Raw genomic sequence first — 16,206 nt, 5'->3', positions numbered from 1 at the left:
TCTGTTTAGAAAGCAGGATATGGTTAAAAAACATCGAATTAGTTTAAGGCGGGATTTTCCTGAAGGTGGTGTGGGACTATGAAATCTGCTTTTTCACGTTTTTTTAATTTAAAGGAAAAAGATGGGGATATTCATGTAGAGATTGAAACTGTCCAAGATGAAAATGTCGAAAAAGTTTTAAGAGATGAAGTAAAACAAATTAGGGTTTCAAGTATTATTCCAAATCGTTACCAGCCGCGTACTGTGTTTAATGAAGCAAAAATTGAAGAGCTAGCTCTGACTATTCATACACACGGTATCATTCAACCTATTGTGGTTCGACCGACTGAGGGCGAAGAATACGAATTAATTGCTGGAGAACGCCGTTGGAGAGCTGTACAAAGCTTAGGATGGGATACGGTTCCTGCAATTGTGAAACATTTTAACGATACAGAAACGGCCTCTGTGGCTTTAATAGAAAACTTACAACGTGAAGAGCTAACGGCTGTCGAAGAAGCACTAGCCTACGCAAAGTTAATTGAGTTACATAATCTTACCCAAGAGGCATTAGCTCAACGTTTAGGAAAAGGCCAATCCACAATTGCAAACAAGCTTCGTTTGTTAAAGCTTCCTGTTGAAATACAAGAAGCAATCAAACAAAAATTGATTACAGAGCGACATGCAAGAGCGCTCATTCCCCTCAAAAATCAAGAAAAACAACTTCAAGTATTAGCTGAAATTATTGAAAAACAATTAAATGTAAAACAAACGGAAGATCGAGTAGTTAAATTGTTAGAAACGCAGGTTAAAAAGCCAAAAGCAAAAAGAAAAGCGTTTAGTAAAGATACGCGCATCGCAATGAATACAATTCGTCAATCCTTGACAATGGTTAGTGACAGCGGTATTTCATTAAACACGGAAGAAGAAGAGTTTGATGAGTATTTTCAGTTTACTATTAAGATTCCGAAAAAATAAAGAAATAGCCCTCATCTTTTTTTGATGAGGCTTTTTTATCAAAGTTTTTCGTCAGAAAATTCAATGAGCAATTAAACTGTCTGGACAAATGGGATGGAAATGAAAGTAGGTGACAACATGGGGAAAATTGTGGCAGTTGCGAATCAAAAAGGCGGAGTTGGAAAAACAACAACCGCTGTTAATTTAGGAGCTTGTTTAGCTGAACAAGGAAAAAAGGTTCTACTTGTAGACGGAGATCCCCAGGGTAACGCTACGAGTGGAGTTGGCATAGATAAAGCAGATGTAGATGAATGTATTTATAATGTAATCGTGGAAGATATGGAAGCTAAGAACGTTGTTCGTTCAACAGCCGTCGGAAATTTATCAATCATTCCCGCGACCATTCAATTAGCTGGTGCAGAAATTGAATTAGTGTCCACCATTTCACGTGAAGTTCGACTTAAGAGAGCTTTAGAAACGGTGAAAGATCACTTTGATTATGTTATTATTGATTGTCCCCCTTCTCTTGGTTTACTGACATTAAATGCGTTAACGGCAGCTGATTCTGTTTTAATACCTGTACAGTGTGAATATTATGCGCTTGAAGGGTTAAGTCAACTGCTAAATACCGTTAGATTAGTCCAAAAACATTTGAATAATCAACTGCGTATCGAAGGTGTGTTACTGACTATGCTTGATGCACGCACAAATTTAGGACTTCAGGTAACAGCAGAAGTGAAGAAGTACTTTCAGGATCGCGTTTATCAAACGATTATTCCTCGAAATGTTCGTTTGAGCGAAGCACCTAGTCATGGTGAACCAATTATCTTATATGATGCAAGATCTAGAGGGGCCGCAGTTTATACGGAACTTGCAAAGGAAGTGATTTATAATGGCGAAAGGATTAGGGAAAGGAATTAATGCCTTATTTTCAGGCTTAGATGCACAGGCTGATGATTCAATTCAGGAAGTTGCTATTCACGAACTCAGACCCAACCCCTATCAACCACGTAAAACGTTTAATAAAGAAGCAATTAATGAGTTAAAGCAATCCATTTTACATCATGGCATCTTACAGCCTATTGTAGCTCGCAAAAGCATTAAAGGCTATGAAATCTTAGCGGGTGAAAGACGATTTAGAGCTGCTAAAGAAGCCGACCTTGCTACTGTTCCTGTCATTATAAAAGACTTTTCAGAAAAGCAAATGATGGAACTAGCTTTGTTAGAAAATTTACAGCGTGAAGATTTGACGCCAATTGAAGAAGCAACCGCTTATCAATTGCTTATGGATAAGCTCGATATGACACAGGAGCAACTTGCTACACGACTGGGAAAAAGCCGACCTCATATTGCTAACTATGTTCGCCTCTTGCAGTTGCCTGAGGAAATTCAAACCCTCATTTCTACTAATGAATTGTCTATGGGCCACGGCCGTACGCTAGTCGGTTTGAAAAATAAAGCTCTTCTACCTAAAGTCGTTGAAAAAATACGCAAGGAACAATTGAATGTTAGACAGCTAGAGGCTTATATTGCCCACTTAAATAAAGCCGTTCCACGTGAAACATCAAAAACTAAAAAAGATAAAGATTTATTTATAAAACAAAGTGAAACACAGCTTCGTGAGCGTTTTGGTACCTCTGTTCATATTACACAAAGCAAGAAAAAAGGAAAAATTGAAATCGAATTTTTCTCTAAAGAAGATTTAAACCGTCTTCTTGAATTATTTAACGATCTTTCTCAGACTAACAAATCTTCTGTATAAAAAAGGTTGTCCTAGTTTTAGGACAACCTTTTTTATTGTTTATAATGTCTTACAGGTTGGTAAACCGAAGAATTATTAAACTCTTTCTCTCGTTCGTTGTGCGCAGTCTCAATACTTTTCGCGATTAAATCGGCAATGCACATAACGAGGTGAAGCCTCGTATTTTGCAAGACGAAAAACTCCATAAATCCGCTCACGTTGACAACCCCTGTTATATGAATATCCCCGACTGGCGGCAATTCTTTATTAACTCCTGCTCCTGGTTTAACGGGTCCTATTCCAAGTGATGCAGAGCCTACGCTTTTCATACGACCTAAACAAGCATCAATTCCAATAATAAAAGGATTCGGGAAAAGTTTTTGAATATGTTTTAACGTTTCTTTCAAATTAACAGCATGAACAGGCTCTTCTAACGTTCCAAAAATGTGAAAAGACGAAACCTTCTTTTCATTCAATTTCGTTCCGACTAATGGACCCAATGAGTCCCCAGTTGAACGGTCCGTTCCAATACATACAAAAACAATTGGTCTGTCTTTCTGTGCTGGAAGTAAAGATAGTAACTGTGTACTCAGCTTCTTTGTAGCAGATTCTTCATCATGAAATACACGGGTTGAATGTTGTGTCTTCTCAAAGAAGGGAGATTTTAAATTCATAGGGTCCACTCCTTATACATAATAGTAACAGTATACGAAGATTTTGAAGATTCTATACATATATTTCATGGATTGGGGGAAAATCGATGTGGAGAGCAGGATGTAAATGGATATTCTTAATTATGGGAACCATGATAGGCGCTGGGTATGCTTCAGGGAGAGAGCTATGGCAGTTTTTTGGCGAAGAAAGCGGACTTGCTATTTTTCTATTTTCTATTATTTTTGCGATTTCTTGCAATGTGATTATGCAAATCAGCTATCGCTACCGAACCAATCAATTTTATCCAGTACTAATTGAATTAATAGGAAAGAGATGGGCTGCAGCCTACGATGTTTTAATCGTTTTTTATTTGTTTACGACGACGGTGATTATGATCGCGGGCGGCGGGGCGACATTGGAAATGTGGCATGTTCCTTACTGGTGGGGAATTGGCGCTCTTAGTGCGTTTATCGTCTTTGTTTTTTCAAGAGGATTAAATGGGCTTCTTTCTATCAATTCTTTCGTTATGCCAATTTTAATGATTGGACTAGCTGGCGTACTTCTTACATTTGTTTTACGTCATCCTGGAGTAACTGATTGGCATCTTCAGCATAATTGGCCTGCTGCTTTTACCTTTACGGCTTTAAATATTCTTCCTCTTGTCGCGGTATTATCTACAATTGGAAAGGAAATTAAAAGCAAAAAAGAGATTTATATTGCAAGTGTTGGCAGTGGTTTTTTATTAGGGGGGCTCTCCTTTATTTATAATGAATCGCTTATTCAAGTTTCAGGCCTTCTTTCTTCTTATGAAATTCCATTATTCGCTATTCTGAAAGACTTTCCTTATACGATGCTGTTTTTGATGAGCATTGTTTTGCTCATTGCAATTTATACAACAGCCGTATCGGGAATCTTAGGACTGACCGCGCGTTTTCATACTGAAAGAGTGCAATCTCTTTGGAAACTGGCAGCCTGCTGGCTACTTTTAATGATTCCCTTTACAAAGTTAGGTTTTTCTACTTTGATTGCCGTTTTGTATCCAATGTATGGAATCGTCAATTTATTTTTAGTAACAGCTGTTCTATTGTATCCATTTCGAAATCGCTACAAAAGTTCGTAGAAACTTGCTACAATAGATTAAAACTTTCTCGTATTTAGAGTATGTTACGATAGGAGCTACATGTAGTATGAATTCGTTGACGTCAGTTTTTAAGAACGTATTTGAGCCATTTTTTCAAGAAGAAACGTGGGCACATATTGGAGAAGGCTTCATAAAAATTCTGTTGATTCTGCTTATTTCCATGTTTTTAATTCGAATTGGAAAGCAAGCGTTAAATAAATTTGTAGAGGTTCGCACAAATAGCCCTCTGCGTATTTCTGAGCGACGAGAAGCTACGATGGTCCGTTTGCTTCAGAATGTTTTTTCTTATGCTATTTATTTCGTTGCGGGAGTTATGATTTTAGAAACATTATCGGTAGATGTTCGAGGATTGCTAGCGGGGGCTGGAATCGTAGGGCTCGCGGTAGGGTTTGGTGCTCAAAACTTAGTGAAAGACATCATTACGGGATTTTTTATTATCTTTGAAGATCAGTTCTCCGTTGGGGATTATGTTCGAGTAGGAACATTTGAGGGAACTGTAGAAGAAATCGGTCTGCGAACAACAAAGATTAAGAGTTGGACAGGCGAGATTAATATCTTGCCCAATGGCAGTATTGTGGAGGTCACTAATTTTTCGTTACATAACAGCGTAGCTTTTGTTGATGTAAGCATTTCTTATGAAGAAAACATACAAAAAGCAGAAAAAGTGATTTTAGAGCTGCTAGAAGAATTACCAAGCCGCTATGAAGATATGGTTAAAACGCCTGAATTGCTGGGGGTTCAAAATATCCATGCAACTGAAGTCACAATGAGGATTACAAGCGAAGTAAAACCAATGAGACATTTCCATATTTCTCGTATGATTCGTAAAGAAGTGCGTACAAGGCTAAATGAACATGGCATTGAAGTTCCATTTCCTCGTATGGTTATGTATAATCGTACAGAAGAAGCACAGCATTCGTCGACGTTGAAAGGGAAATAAGGAGGAGAGAGTTGATGACGGAAAAAGAATTTGGTTTAAATGACGTTGTGGAAATGAAAAAACCTCATCCTTGCGGTACAAATGAATGGAAAATCATTCGAATGGGAATGGATATCCGCATTAAATGTGAAGGCTGCGGCCATAGCGTAATGATTCCAAGACGTGATTTTGCACGTAAAATGAAAAAAATTCTTGTAAAGCATGAGGAATAACCTCATGCATTTTCTATGTTTATGCCTTATACTGTAAGGTGGGACAAAATGAAGCATCTTAAAGCGGTGTTACTAAAGGTTCTTTATTAAACTTGTATTTCAAAAGTTGACTCACTATAATTGTGACAGGTTAACTTGTTTCGGATATATAAAGAGGAGTGAATAAATATATGGCTTTAACAGCTGGAATTGTTGGTCTTCCGAACGTTGGGAAATCAACATTATTTAATGCAATTACACAAGCGGGCGCAGAATCTGCGAACTATCCTTTCTGTACGATTGATCCTAACGTAGGTATTGTAGAAGTACCTGATCATCGTCTTCAAAAACTTACAGAGCTTGTAAAACCTAAAAAAACAATTCCAACAGCATTTGAATTCACAGATATCGCTGGAATCGTAAAGGGTGCTAGTAAAGGTGAAGGACTGGGAAATAAATTCTTATCTCATATTCGAGAAGTAGATGCGATTTGTCACGTTGTGCGTTGTTTTGAAGATGAAAACATCACGCACGTTTCAGGAAAAGTAGATCCTATTTCAGATATTGAAACAATTAATTTAGAGTTGATTTTAGCAGATTTAGAAACGGTAGAGAAGCGTATTGGCCGTGTTCAAAAGATGGCTAAACAAAAAGATAAAGAAGCAATGTATGAATACGAAATTTTAGAGAAACTAAAGAATGCATTTGAAAGTGATCAGCCAGCTCGTGCTGTATCATTTACAGAAGAGCAAATGAAACTAGTAAAACAATTTCATTTGCTAACGATCAAACCTATTCTTTATGTAGCAAACGTTTCTGAAGATGAAGTAGCGGATGCATCTGCTAACGAATATGTAGCAAAAGTGCGCGAGTATGCGGCAAGTGAAGGTGCAGAAGTGATTGTTGTTTGTGCACGCATTGAATCTGAAATTGCTGAGCTTGAAGGAGAAGAAAAAGCAATGTTCCTTGAAGAACTAGGCATCGAACAGTCAGGTCTAGATCAGCTTGTACGTGCAGCGTACGACTTACTTGGATTAGCTACGTACTTTACAGCTGGTGAGCAAGAAGTACGCGCATGGACGTTTACACAAGGTATGAAAGCTCCTGAGTGTGCAGGTATTATTCATACAGATTTTGAACGCGGATTTATTCGCGCAGAAACGGTGTCATATGAGGATTTATTAGCTGCCAAAACAATGGGAGCAGCTCGTGAAGCTGGAAAAGTACGTTTAGAAGGAAAAGAATACATCGTAAAAGACGGAGACGTTATGCATTTCCGCTTTAACGTATAAGATTAAAAGCCGAAAGGAGATATCTTCTTTCGGCTTTTGTCGTTGGCTAAAATATTAGCATATATTTACGAAACAGCCCGCAATGCGTATTGCTTTGCCTATGGTAGTATGCTATAATTTTAATTCGTGAGTAATATTTTATTGCTCCTTGCCCATTTCGGGCCGTTAGACCAAAAGGAGGTGACAGTGATGAGAAAGTATGAAGTAATGTACATCATCCGTCCAAGCATTGATGACGAAGCAAAGAAAGCATTAGTTGAGCGCTTTAACGGCGTATTAACTGATAATGGTGCTGAAATCGCAAATGTTAAAGAATGGGGTAAACGTCGTTTAGCATACGAAATCAATGATTTCCGTGACGGTTACTACATGATTCTTGACGTGGCGGCTACTTCAGAAGCAGTTTCTGAATTTGATCGTCTTGCGAAAATCAACGAAGACATTATCCGTCATATCGTTGTTAAACAAGAAGCATAATTAAACGTTTAAATAAATTGGGTTTTATTTCCTTAAGGAGTGGTTCTGATGATGAATCGCGTAATTCTCGTAGGACGCTTAACCAAAGATCCTGAATTACGTTATACCCCGAGTGGAGCAGCGGTTGCAACATTCACTTTAGCGGTAAACCGCACATTTACAAATCAGCAAGGTGAACGTGAAGCTGACTTCATCAACTGTGTTGTATGGCGTCGTCAGGCTGAAAATGCAGCCAATTTCCTTAAAAAAGGAAGTTTAGCTGGTGTTGATGGTCGACTACAATCTCGCAGTTACGAAGGACAAGACGGTCGTCGCGTATACGTAACGGAAGTTGTAGCGGAAAGTGTGCAATTTTTAGAGCCGAAAAGTGGCGGTGGGGATACGCAACGCAGTAACTTTGCTAACACTGGAGGATCTGGACAAGGCTCTCCATTTGGAGATAATCAGAACCGTAACTCAGGTAATCAAGGTTATACTCGCGTTGATGATGATCCATTTGCAAATAATGGCGAGACAATTGACATTTCAGATGACGATTTACCGTTTTAATTCGCAGTAGATTATCCGGAGTATAAAATTTTATAGAAACTTTTAAGCGGAAGGAGGCGTATCAAAATGGCAGGTGGACGTAAAGGTGGACGCAACAGACGTCGTAAAGTTTGTTTCTTCACAGCAAACGGCATCACTCACATCGATTACAAAGATGTAGATATGCTTAAAAAATTCGTTTCAGAGCGTGGTAAAATTTTACCTCGTCGTGTAACTGGAACAAGCGCTAAATACCAACGTAAATTAACGATCGCTATCAAACGCGCTCGTCAAATGGCATTATTACCATATGTTTCTGGTGAATAATGAACGGTATAAAAAGAGGCAGTAAGGATTCCCTTACTGCCTCTTTTTACATTACATAGGTGCTCTTTTGTCAAATAGTTGCTTCTTATGAATTGAATCGATAAAATAAATAATAGTCTATATCAACGAGGTGAAGTTGTGAAAGGAATTCGATATATTACAGAAGGAGCAGCTCTTTTAGCGCTGTTTGTGGCGCTGTTGCTTTTTTCACTATACATACCTGTTGTGGGAACCATTTTTCAACTAGCGCTAGCTGTTCCATTTATTGTGTATACCGTTCGTCATGGGTGGAAAAAGGCAATATTATTTTTAGTAGTAGGGTTGTTATTGACTTTGTTATTTGGAAATGTGTTGACTCTTCCTTTTACATTTGTATTTGGTATTGGTGGATTAGCAATAGGAATGCTTTACCGACAAAAACAAAAAAGGTATACCATTTTACTAGGCGGCACGGTTGCGTTTAGTTTAGGTTTACTTTTATTGTTCGTAGGAGCAAACATCGTTTTTAATGTTAATCTAATGGAGCAAATAAATAATGCTTTAGATCAATCGATTAATCAAAGTATTGAAATGATGAAAAGTTTAGGACAAGACGTTAAGGAATCTCAAATTGACCAAATGAGAGATGCATTTGATATGTTTAAAAATCTGTTGCCTCTATTAATTGTTATGGGTGGAGTTATTCTGGCCTTTTTCTCTCAGCTTATTGCTACGCCTATTCTTAAAAGAACAGGTTATGAGGTGCAAGCATTCCCGCCTTTTCGTGAATTTAAACTTCCTAAAAGTATTCTATGGTATTATTTGATTGCATTAATTTTATCCTTCCCATCTTTTAATATTGAACAAGGTACATTTATGTACGTAGCTATTATCAACATCGTGATGGGACTGCAAATGCTAGTCGTGTTACAAGGGATCTCTTTTATTTTCTATTTCTCACATCAAAAAGGGTATGCCAAAGCAATTCCAATTGTTGTAACAATTTTAGCATTAATTATTCCAATTATCCTTCAAATTGTGCGCATCTTAGGTATAATTGATTTAGGGTTTAATTTAAGAAAACAATTAGACACAAAAAAGTAGATATTGTGGAACTTAAAAAAGTAGGAGCTGAAATGGATGCCTGTCTTTACAAAAAAGAACGTCATTCGCTATCCATTTTACTCATTGTATAGTATAGCTCTGATTTTAGTAGGTATCGTGACCTATCATAATTGGATCATAGGAATGATAGGCTTTATATTACTATTAGCCTGTCTTTTTCTATACATGAGAATGGAGCGAATGCTGTCCGATGAGTTTGAAACCTATATTTCAATGCTGTCTCATCGGCTGAAAAAAGTAGGCGAAGAGGCATTAATGGAAATGCCGATTGGGATTATGCTGTTTAATGATGAATATCAAATTGAATGGACGAATCCTTTTCTAGCATCTTGTCTCGGTGAAGACACACTAGTGGGAAGATCATTATACGATGTAGCCGAAAGTATTATTCCACTGATCAAACAAGAAGTGGAAACAGAAGTTGTCACGTTGCATGATCGGAAATTTAAAGTGGTGATTAAACGAGACGAGCGCTTACTGTACTTCTTTGATATTACAGAGCAAATAGAAATCGAAAAATTGTATGAAGAAGAACGAACAAGTTTAGGTATTATCTTTTTAGATAATTATGATGAACTAACGCAAGGAATGGATGATCAAGTTAAAAGTAACTTGAATAGTCAAGTAACCTCTATGTTAAATAGTTGGGCTCAAGAATACGGTATTTTTATTAAACGTACGTCTTCCGAGAAATTTATTGCGATTATGAATGAACAAATCTTAATTCATTTAGAGCGAAGTAAATTTTCTATCTTAGACCAAGTTCGTGAAGAGACGTCTAAACAAAATATACCGCTTACATTGAGCATTGGTATCGGAGCTGGTTCTGCTGATTTACCTGAGCTGGGTGCTTTAGCTCAATCTAGTTTGGATTTGGCCTTAGGTCGAGGTGGAGATCAAGTAGCGATTAAACAGCCGAATGGAAAAGTAAAATTCTTTGGGGGCAAGACAAACCCAATGGAAAAACGGACGCGCGTGCGTGCAAGGGTTATTTCTCACGCGTTAAAAGAGCTCATTACAGAGAGTGGAAAAGTGATTATCATGGGTCATAAGTATCCGGATATGGATGCTGTAGGAGCTGCTATTGGGATATTAAAAGTAGCGCAAGTCAATCAGAAAGACGGTTTTATCGTATTAGATCCTGATCATATTGATACAGGTGTTCAGCGAATGCTAGAAGAGATTAAAAAGAAAGAAGGCCTGTGGGAACGATTTATTACGCCTGAAGAAGCCTTAAATCTTGTGAGTGATGATACTCTTTTAGTAGTAGTAGATACGCATAAGCCGTCGCTCGTTATTGAAGAAAGGTTATTAAATCGTATTGAAAATGTCGTGGTCATTGATCATCATAGACGAGGAGAAGACTTTATCGAAGATCCTCTTCTTGTCTATATGGAGCCATATGCTTCCTCGACAGCAGAACTCGTTACTGAGCTTCTTGAATACCAGCCAAAACGATTTAAAATTGATATGCTAGAAGCAACAGCACTTTTAGCCGGTATTATTGTCGATACAAAAAGCTTTACATTACGCACGGGATCTCGTACGTTTGATGCAGCGTCCTTTTTACGTTCTCAAGGCGCAGATACGGTTCTTGTTCAAAAGTTTTTAAAAGAAGATATCACGCAATATGTACAGCGAGCACGCTTTATTGAACATGCAGAGATTTATACAGCAGGTATTGCCATTTCACGAGCTGAACCAAACAAAATGTATGATCAAGTGTTAATTGCGCAAGCTGCAGATACGCTGCTTTCAATCAGCGGAGTGGTTGCTTCGTTTGTTATTTCTAAGCGACGGGATAATCTAATTGGCATTAGTGCGAGATCGCTTGGAGATATCAATGTACAAGTTATTATGGAAAGTCTCCAAGGCGGAGGCCATTTAACGAATGCTGCTACTCAGCTTCAAGACATTAGTTTGGATGAAGCTGAAGAACGGCTTAAACAAGCAATTGATGAGTACTTAGATGGAGGTAAAAAATCATGAAAGTAATTTTCTTAAAAGATGTAAAAGGAAAAGGCAAAAAAGGTGAAGTGAAAAATGTTTCAGACGGTTATGCACATAACTTCTTATTAAAAAATGGTTATGCTGTTGAAGCTACAGGCGGTAATGTGAAAGTATTAGAAGCACAAAAAAATAGAGAGCAAAAAGATGCAGCTGCAGAACTTCAAGCAAACAAAGAGTTAAAAGCAACTCTTGAAGAACTAACAGTTGAATTAACAGCAAAATCTGGTGAAGGTGGCCGTTTATTCGGTTCTATCACAAGCAAACAAATTGCTGAAGAATTAAAGAAAAAGCACAAAATTAAAGTAGATAAGCGTAAAATTGAATTAAATGATGCAATTCGCGCATTAGGCTACACAAATGTACCGGTTAAATTACATCCGGAAGTAACGGCTACGGTAAAGGTACACGTGACTGAACAAAAATAAACGTAAGATTGAGAAATAAGTAAATAATATAAAGGGTTGGCGCGGACTTGTATTTGTTCGCGCCAACATTTATGATGAAAGAAAATACTGAAAGAATATAAGAGGGGCATAGAAATATGAGTGATCTTTTTGCTGATCGTCTTCCGCCTCAGAATATTGAAGCAGAGCAAGCGCTATTAGGGGCCATTTTCTTAGAGCCTTCTTCTTTAACCTTAGCATCTGAACTGCTAATACCTGAAGATTTTTACCGGGCATCGCACCAGAAAATCTTTACATGTATGCTGAAACTTTCTGACCAAGGTGAACCGGTTGATTTGGTAACGGTAACGTCTGAATTAGCTGACCAAAAAATCCTAGAAGAAGTTGGCGGCGTATCGTATTTAAGTGATTTAGCTAACTCTGTTCCAACGGCTGCAAACGTAGAGTATTACGGTAAAATCGTAGAAGAAAAGTCGATTTTACGCCGTTTAATTCGTACTGCAACGCATATTGCTTCAGAAGGATATGCAAGGGAAGACGAAGTGGAAGTTTTATTAAATGAAGCGGAAAAAAACATTTTAGAAGTAGCACAGCGTAAAAACAGCGGTGTGTTTCAAAATATCAAAGATGTACTTGTACAAACGTACGATGATATCGAAGTTCTTCACAATCGAAAAGGTGACATTACAGGTATCCCAACCGGGTTTAGTGATTTAGATAGAATGACAGCAGGGTTCCAGCGAAATGATTTAATCATTGTAGCGGCCCGACCATCGGTAGGTAAAACGGCTTTTGCCTTAAATATTGCGCAAAACGTTGCAACGAAAACGGATGAGAACGTAGCCATCTTCAGTTTAGAGATGGGTGCTCAGCAGCTTGTTATGAGGATGCTGTGTGCCGAAGGAAATATTGATGCACAAAGGCTGCGTACAGGTTCGCTTACAGCTGATGACTGGGGAAAGCTCACGATGGCAATGGGATCTTTGTCCAATGCAGGGATTTATATTGATGATACACCGGGTATTCGTGTAGGTGAAATCCGTTCTAAGTGCCGTCGCTTGAAACAAGAAGGCGGGCTTGGGATGATTTTAATTGACTACTTACAGCTCATTCAAGGAAATGGACGAAGCGGAGAAAACCGACAGCAGGAAGTATCTGAAATTTCGCGTGCGTTAAAATCTTTAGCTCGTGAATTAGAAGTTCCTGTTATCGCCTTATCACAGCTTTCCCGTGGAGTAGAGCAAAGACAAGATAAGCGGCCAATGATGTCTGATATCCGTGAATCCGGAAGTATTGAGCAGGATGCCGATATCGTAGCTTTCTTATATCGTGAAGACTATTATGAAAAAGATACAGAAAATCAAAATATTATCGAGATTATTATAGCCAAGCAGCGTAACGGTCCAGTTGGAACCGTACAGCTTGCCTTTGTAAAAGAGTACAATAAATTCGTTAATCTCGAGCGGCGCTTTGATGACGCAGGAGTGCCGCCTGGTGCATAAAACCTCTCAATATGAGAGGTTTTATTTTATTGTTATCGCATTCGTTCCGCAAAATACGATATATTTGTAATAACTTTTGTTAAATCGTTCGGATTTAATTGACTTTAGTGTGATAAATTGATACACTTATCCATGGTTAAATTATGTCGTAGTGAGCTGTTGCTTACTAAGCGGAGGTGCTTAAGATATGTCTTCAGTCGTTGTAGTAGGAACACAATGGGGAGATGAAGGAAAAGGGAAGATTACAGACTTCCTATCAGAAAATGCAGAAGTGATTGCACGTTACCAAGGTGGGAACAATGCAGGTCACACAATTAAGTTTAATGGTGAAACTTATAAGTTACATTTAATTCCTTCAGGTATTTTTTATAATGACAAAACGTGTGTAATTGGAAACGGTATGGTTGTCGATCCAAAAGCGCTTGTTCAAGAATTAAAATACTTACATGATCGCGGTGTAACAACAGAAAACTTACGTATTAGTAACCGAGCTCATGTGATTCTTCCATATCATTTAAAATTAGATGAAGTTGAAGAAGAACGTAAAGGTGAAAATAAGATTGGTACAACGAAAAAAGGTATTGGACCAGCTTATATGGATAAAGCAGCACGTGTTGGTATTCGAATTGCCGATTTACTAGACCGTGAAGTATTTGAAGCAAAATTAACACAAAACTTAGCTGAAAAGAACCGCCTTCTTGAAAAAATGTATGAAGTAGAAGGCTTTACATTAGAAGAAATTTTAGATGAGTACTATGAGTATGGTCAACAAGTTGCAAAATATGTTGTTGATACATCAGTAGTATTAAATGATGCGTTAGACGAAGGACGTCGTGTACTATTTGAAGGCGCACAAGGTGTTATGTTAGATATCGACCAAGGAACATATCCATTTGTTACATCTTCAAACCCAGTAGCGGGTGGAGTAACAATTGGTTCTGGTGTAGGTCCATCTAAAATCAAACACGTTGTAGGTGTATCAAAAGCGTATACAACTCGTGTTGGTGACGGTCCTTTCCCAACTGAATTAACAAACGAAATCGGTGATCAAATCCGTGAAGTAGGACGTGAATATGGTACAACAACTGGTCGTCCTCGCCGTGTAGGTTGGTTCGACAGTGTAGTTGTACGTCATGCTCGTCGCGTTAGCGGAATCACAGATTTATCTTTAAACTCAATTGATGTATTAACGGGAATTGAGACATTAAAGATTTGCGTAGCTTACCGTTATAAAGGGGAAGTTATGGAAGAATTCCCTGCTAGCTTAAAAACACTTGCAGAATGCGAACCTGTATATGAAGAGCTTCCAGGTTGGACAGAAGATATTACGGGTGTGAAAACATTAGATGAGTTACCTGATAACGCTCGCCACTACTTAGAGCGCGTGTCTCAATTAACAGGTATTCCTTTATCTATTTTCTCTGTAGGTCCAGATCGTACACAAACAAATGTATTACGTGGTGTATATAGCTAAATAAAAAAGGTTAGCTCCTCGTGAGCTAACCTTTTTTATTTATAATTGGTGCTTTGTTAACAAGATTTTTTAAAAAAGCTCAATAATAAAAAGAAAGTTTTAAAAAAACTATTGCATTCATATGAAATATCATGTTATTATAATAAGCGTCGCTAAGAGATATAACATGAGCCATTAGCTCAGTTGGTAGAGCATCTGACTTTTAATCAGAGGGTCGAAGGTTCGAGTCCTTCATGGCTCACTTTTGTTACAACGTGGCCCGTTGGTCAAGCGGTTAAGACACCGCCCTTTCACGGCGGTAACACGGGTTCGAATCCCGTACGGGTCATTTTAATATTTTTAATACATAGCATATAGACTGAGGTCCCGTGGTGTAGCGGTTAACATGCCTGCCTGTCACGCAGGAGATCGCGGGTTCGATTCCCGTCGGGACCGCCATTTTGGCTCGGTAGCTCAGTTGGTAGAGCAAAGGACTGAAAATCCTTGTGTCGGCGGTTCGATTCCGTCCCGAGCCATCAAAAAGCATGACTTTATTTAAAGTCATGCTTTTTTCTTTTATTTACATTTAAAAGAAAACGTTATTTGCTTTGTATCTCTTTTGTGGTAATATATTACTTTTGTATTTAGAGATGGTTGAAAATCATATATCTTCATGTATAGTAGAGGATGAACTTGTGACGTTTCAAGGGTTATCAAGTATAATAAAACTACGGTATTCAAACAGTATGAATACTATCTTTTATATTTTGCTTCAACTAATAAAGGAGAACGATGATCATGGATAAACGTATTTTAGTCGTAGATGACGAAAAGCCGATTGCAGATATTTTAAAGTTTAATTTGCAAAAAGAAGGTTACGAAGTATTTTGTGCTTATGATGGCGTAGAAGCACTTGAAAAAGTGGAAGAAGTACAGCCTGAAATGATTTTATTAGATATTATGCTTCCTCAGAAAGATGGAATGGAAGTTTGCCGAGAAGTGCGCAAAAAATATGATATGCCAATTATCATGTTAACAGCAAAAGACTCTGAAATTGACAAAGTTTTAGGTCTAGAATTAGGTGCAGATGATTATGTAACTAAGCCGTTTAGTACGCGTGAATTATTAGCACGTGTAAAAGCTAATTTACGTAGACATCAGCAGGTAGCTGTTCCAACGGAAGAAAGCGAAACGAATGAAATTACGATTGGAGCACTTGTTATTCACCCAGATGCTTATATCGTGTCTAAGCGCGGAGAAACGATTGAACTGACTCACCGTGAATTTGAGCTGCTGCATTATTTAGCGAAGCACATTGGACAAGTCATGACGCGTGAACACTTGCTTCAAACTGTATGGGGTTATGACTATTTTGGTGATGTGCGTACGGTAGATGTAACAGTTCGAAGATTACGTGAAAAAATTGAAGATAATCCAAGCCATCCAATGTGGATTGTAACAAGACGTGGAGTAGGCTATTATTTACGCAGCCCAGAGCAGGAGTAATTT

Annotated in this window: 17 protein-coding genes and 4 tRNA genes; 20 read left to right on the top strand and 1 reads right to left on the bottom strand. The window is 38.1% G+C overall.

Features of this window, described 5'->3' with window-relative positions:
* Positions 1-78 precede the first annotated feature (78 nt).
* From noc to AC0KUU_RS23175, 3 genes are all read left to right on the top strand, one after another.
* The gene (gene noc, locus AC0KUU_RS23185) at positions 79-954 is read left to right on the top strand and encodes a nucleoid occlusion protein (RefSeq protein ID WP_322552513.1); all 876 of its coding nucleotides are present in this window, start codon (positions 79-81) and stop codon (positions 952-954) included.
* A 117-nt stretch (positions 955-1,071) separates the two neighbouring features.
* Positions 1,072-1,854, top strand: a complete 783-nt coding sequence (locus tag AC0KUU_RS23180) for a ParA family protein (protein WP_013085563.1) — start codon at positions 1,072-1,074, stop codon at positions 1,852-1,854.
* Positions 1,826-2,695 carry a ParB/RepB/Spo0J family partition protein gene (locus AC0KUU_RS23175; RefSeq protein ID WP_013059921.1) on the top strand — a complete coding sequence of 290 codons (870 nt, stop codon included), beginning with the start codon at positions 1,826-1,828 and terminating at the stop codon, positions 2,693-2,695. The genes AC0KUU_RS23180 and AC0KUU_RS23175 overlap by 29 nt, the downstream gene beginning before the upstream one ends.
* 32 nt (positions 2,696-2,727) lie before the next feature.
* On the opposite strand, the gene yyaC is transcribed toward AC0KUU_RS23175, so the two are convergent.
* Positions 2,728-3,348, bottom strand: coding sequence for a spore protease YyaC (gene yyaC, locus AC0KUU_RS23170; RefSeq protein ID WP_013059920.1), 621 nt, complete (start codon positions 3,346-3,348; stop codon positions 2,728-2,730).
* Positions 3,349-3,434: 86 nt separating this feature from the next.
* Between yyaC and AC0KUU_RS23165 the strand changes: the two genes are divergently transcribed.
* From AC0KUU_RS23165 to yycF, 17 genes are all read left to right on the top strand, one after another.
* On the top strand, positions 3,435-4,448 hold the full coding sequence (locus tag AC0KUU_RS23165; RefSeq protein WP_043977603.1) for a YkvI family membrane protein: 1,014 nt from the start codon (positions 3,435-3,437) through the stop codon (positions 4,446-4,448).
* A gap of 67 nt (positions 4,449-4,515) precedes the next feature.
* A complete protein-coding gene (locus AC0KUU_RS23160) occupies positions 4,516-5,409 on the top strand; it encodes a mechanosensitive ion channel family protein (protein ID WP_013085559.1) in 894 nt (297 codons plus the stop codon).
* A gap of 14 nt (positions 5,410-5,423) precedes the next feature.
* The gene (locus AC0KUU_RS23155) at positions 5,424-5,621 is read left to right on the top strand and encodes a DUF951 domain-containing protein (protein WP_013059917.1); all 198 of its coding nucleotides are present in this window, start codon (positions 5,424-5,426) and stop codon (positions 5,619-5,621) included.
* Between the two features lie 170 nt (positions 5,622-5,791).
* Positions 5,792-6,892, top strand: a complete 1,101-nt coding sequence (gene ychF, locus AC0KUU_RS23150; protein WP_013059916.1) for a redox-regulated ATPase YchF — start codon at positions 5,792-5,794, stop codon at positions 6,890-6,892.
* A gap of 189 nt (positions 6,893-7,081) precedes the next feature.
* On the top strand, positions 7,082-7,369 hold the full coding sequence (gene rpsF, locus AC0KUU_RS23145) for a 30S ribosomal protein S6 (protein WP_013059915.1): 288 nt from the start codon (positions 7,082-7,084) through the stop codon (positions 7,367-7,369).
* Between the two features lie 48 nt (positions 7,370-7,417).
* Positions 7,418-7,918, top strand: coding sequence for a single-stranded DNA-binding protein (gene ssb / locus AC0KUU_RS23140; protein WP_013059914.1), 501 nt, complete (start codon positions 7,418-7,420; stop codon positions 7,916-7,918).
* 66 nt (positions 7,919-7,984) lie between these two features.
* Complete coding sequence (rpsR, locus tag AC0KUU_RS23135; protein ID WP_013059913.1) at positions 7,985-8,224, top strand: 30S ribosomal protein S18; 240 nt, start codon at positions 7,985-7,987, stop codon at positions 8,222-8,224.
* Between the two features lie 138 nt (positions 8,225-8,362).
* A complete protein-coding gene (locus AC0KUU_RS23130; protein WP_043977601.1) occupies positions 8,363-9,307 on the top strand; it encodes a YybS family protein in 945 nt (314 codons plus the stop codon).
* A 36-nt stretch (positions 9,308-9,343) separates the two neighbouring features.
* Positions 9,344-11,317 carry a DHH family phosphoesterase gene (locus tag AC0KUU_RS23125; protein WP_043977599.1) on the top strand — a complete coding sequence of 658 codons (1,974 nt, stop codon included), beginning with the start codon at positions 9,344-9,346 and terminating at the stop codon, positions 11,315-11,317.
* Positions 11,314-11,763: a 50S ribosomal protein L9 gene (gene rplI / locus AC0KUU_RS23120; RefSeq protein WP_013059910.1), complete on the top strand. Its 450-nt coding sequence runs from the start codon at positions 11,314-11,316 to the stop codon at positions 11,761-11,763. Before AC0KUU_RS23125 ends, rplI begins: the two co-directional genes overlap by 4 nt.
* A 116-nt stretch (positions 11,764-11,879) precedes the next feature.
* Complete coding sequence (gene dnaB, locus AC0KUU_RS23115) at positions 11,880-13,244, top strand: replicative DNA helicase (protein ID WP_028409758.1); 1,365 nt, start codon at positions 11,880-11,882, stop codon at positions 13,242-13,244.
* Between the two features lie 187 nt (positions 13,245-13,431).
* Positions 13,432-14,718: an adenylosuccinate synthase gene (locus AC0KUU_RS23110; RefSeq protein WP_013085553.1), complete on the top strand. Its 1,287-nt coding sequence runs from the start codon at positions 13,432-13,434 to the stop codon at positions 14,716-14,718.
* A gap of 168 nt (positions 14,719-14,886) precedes the next feature.
* Positions 14,887-14,959, top strand: a tRNA-Lys gene (locus AC0KUU_RS23105).
* Positions 14,960-14,974: 15 nt separating this feature from the next.
* A tRNA-Glu gene (locus AC0KUU_RS23100) sits at positions 14,975-15,046 on the top strand.
* A 34-nt stretch (positions 15,047-15,080) separates the two neighbouring features.
* Positions 15,081-15,156, top strand: a tRNA-Asp gene (locus AC0KUU_RS23095).
* A gap of 4 nt (positions 15,157-15,160) precedes the next feature.
* Positions 15,161-15,233, top strand: a tRNA-Phe gene (locus AC0KUU_RS23090).
* A gap of 262 nt (positions 15,234-15,495) precedes the next feature.
* On the top strand, positions 15,496-16,203 hold the full coding sequence (yycF, locus tag AC0KUU_RS23085) for a response regulator YycF (protein ID WP_013085552.1): 708 nt from the start codon (positions 15,496-15,498) through the stop codon (positions 16,201-16,203).
* The last annotated feature ends 3 nt before the right edge of the window (positions 16,204-16,206 follow it).

It is taken from the genome of Priestia sp. ST2, from assembly GCF_055810735.1.
The sequence above is the reverse complement of the archived record's forward strand: the minus strand, read 5'-3'. Positions and strand labels throughout refer to the sequence as shown.

Excerpts from the sequence above, each read along its gene's own strand:
- rplI (WP_013059910.1), top strand. The coding sequence starts at position 11,314 with ATGAAAGTAATTTTCTTAAAAGATGTAAAAGGAAAAGGCAAAAAAGGT.
- AC0KUU_RS23110 (WP_013085553.1), top strand. The coding sequence starts at position 13,432 with ATGTCTTCAGTCGTTGTAGTAGGAACACAATGGGGAGATGAAGGAAAA.
- AC0KUU_RS23125 (WP_043977599.1), top strand. The coding sequence starts at position 9,344 with ATGCCTGTCTTTACAAAAAAGAACGTCATTCGCTATCCATTTTACTCA.
- yyaC (WP_013059920.1), bottom strand. The coding sequence starts at position 3,348 with ATGAATTTAAAATCTCCCTTCTTTGAGAAGACACAACATTCAACCCGT.
- AC0KUU_RS23160 (WP_013085559.1), top strand. The coding sequence starts at position 4,516 with ATGAATTCGTTGACGTCAGTTTTTAAGAACGTATTTGAGCCATTTTTT.
- AC0KUU_RS23175 (WP_013059921.1), top strand. The coding sequence starts at position 1,826 with ATGGCGAAAGGATTAGGGAAAGGAATTAATGCCTTATTTTCAGGCTTA.
- dnaB (WP_028409758.1), top strand. The coding sequence starts at position 11,880 with ATGAGTGATCTTTTTGCTGATCGTCTTCCGCCTCAGAATATTGAAGCA.
- ychF (WP_013059916.1), top strand. The coding sequence starts at position 5,792 with ATGGCTTTAACAGCTGGAATTGTTGGTCTTCCGAACGTTGGGAAATCA.
- rpsR (WP_013059913.1), top strand. The coding sequence starts at position 7,985 with ATGGCAGGTGGACGTAAAGGTGGACGCAACAGACGTCGTAAAGTTTGT.
- AC0KUU_RS23180 (WP_013085563.1), top strand. The coding sequence starts at position 1,072 with ATGGGGAAAATTGTGGCAGTTGCGAATCAAAAAGGCGGAGTTGGAAAA.
- rpsF (WP_013059915.1), top strand. The coding sequence starts at position 7,082 with ATGAGAAAGTATGAAGTAATGTACATCATCCGTCCAAGCATTGATGAC.
- ssb (WP_013059914.1), top strand. The coding sequence starts at position 7,418 with ATGATGAATCGCGTAATTCTCGTAGGACGCTTAACCAAAGATCCTGAA.
- yycF (WP_013085552.1), top strand. The coding sequence starts at position 15,496 with ATGGATAAACGTATTTTAGTCGTAGATGACGAAAAGCCGATTGCAGAT.
- AC0KUU_RS23155 (WP_013059917.1), top strand. The coding sequence starts at position 5,424 with ATGACGGAAAAAGAATTTGGTTTAAATGACGTTGTGGAAATGAAAAAA.
- AC0KUU_RS23165 (WP_043977603.1), top strand. The coding sequence starts at position 3,435 with ATGTGGAGAGCAGGATGTAAATGGATATTCTTAATTATGGGAACCATG.
- noc (WP_322552513.1), top strand. The coding sequence starts at position 79 with ATGAAATCTGCTTTTTCACGTTTTTTTAATTTAAAGGAAAAAGATGGG.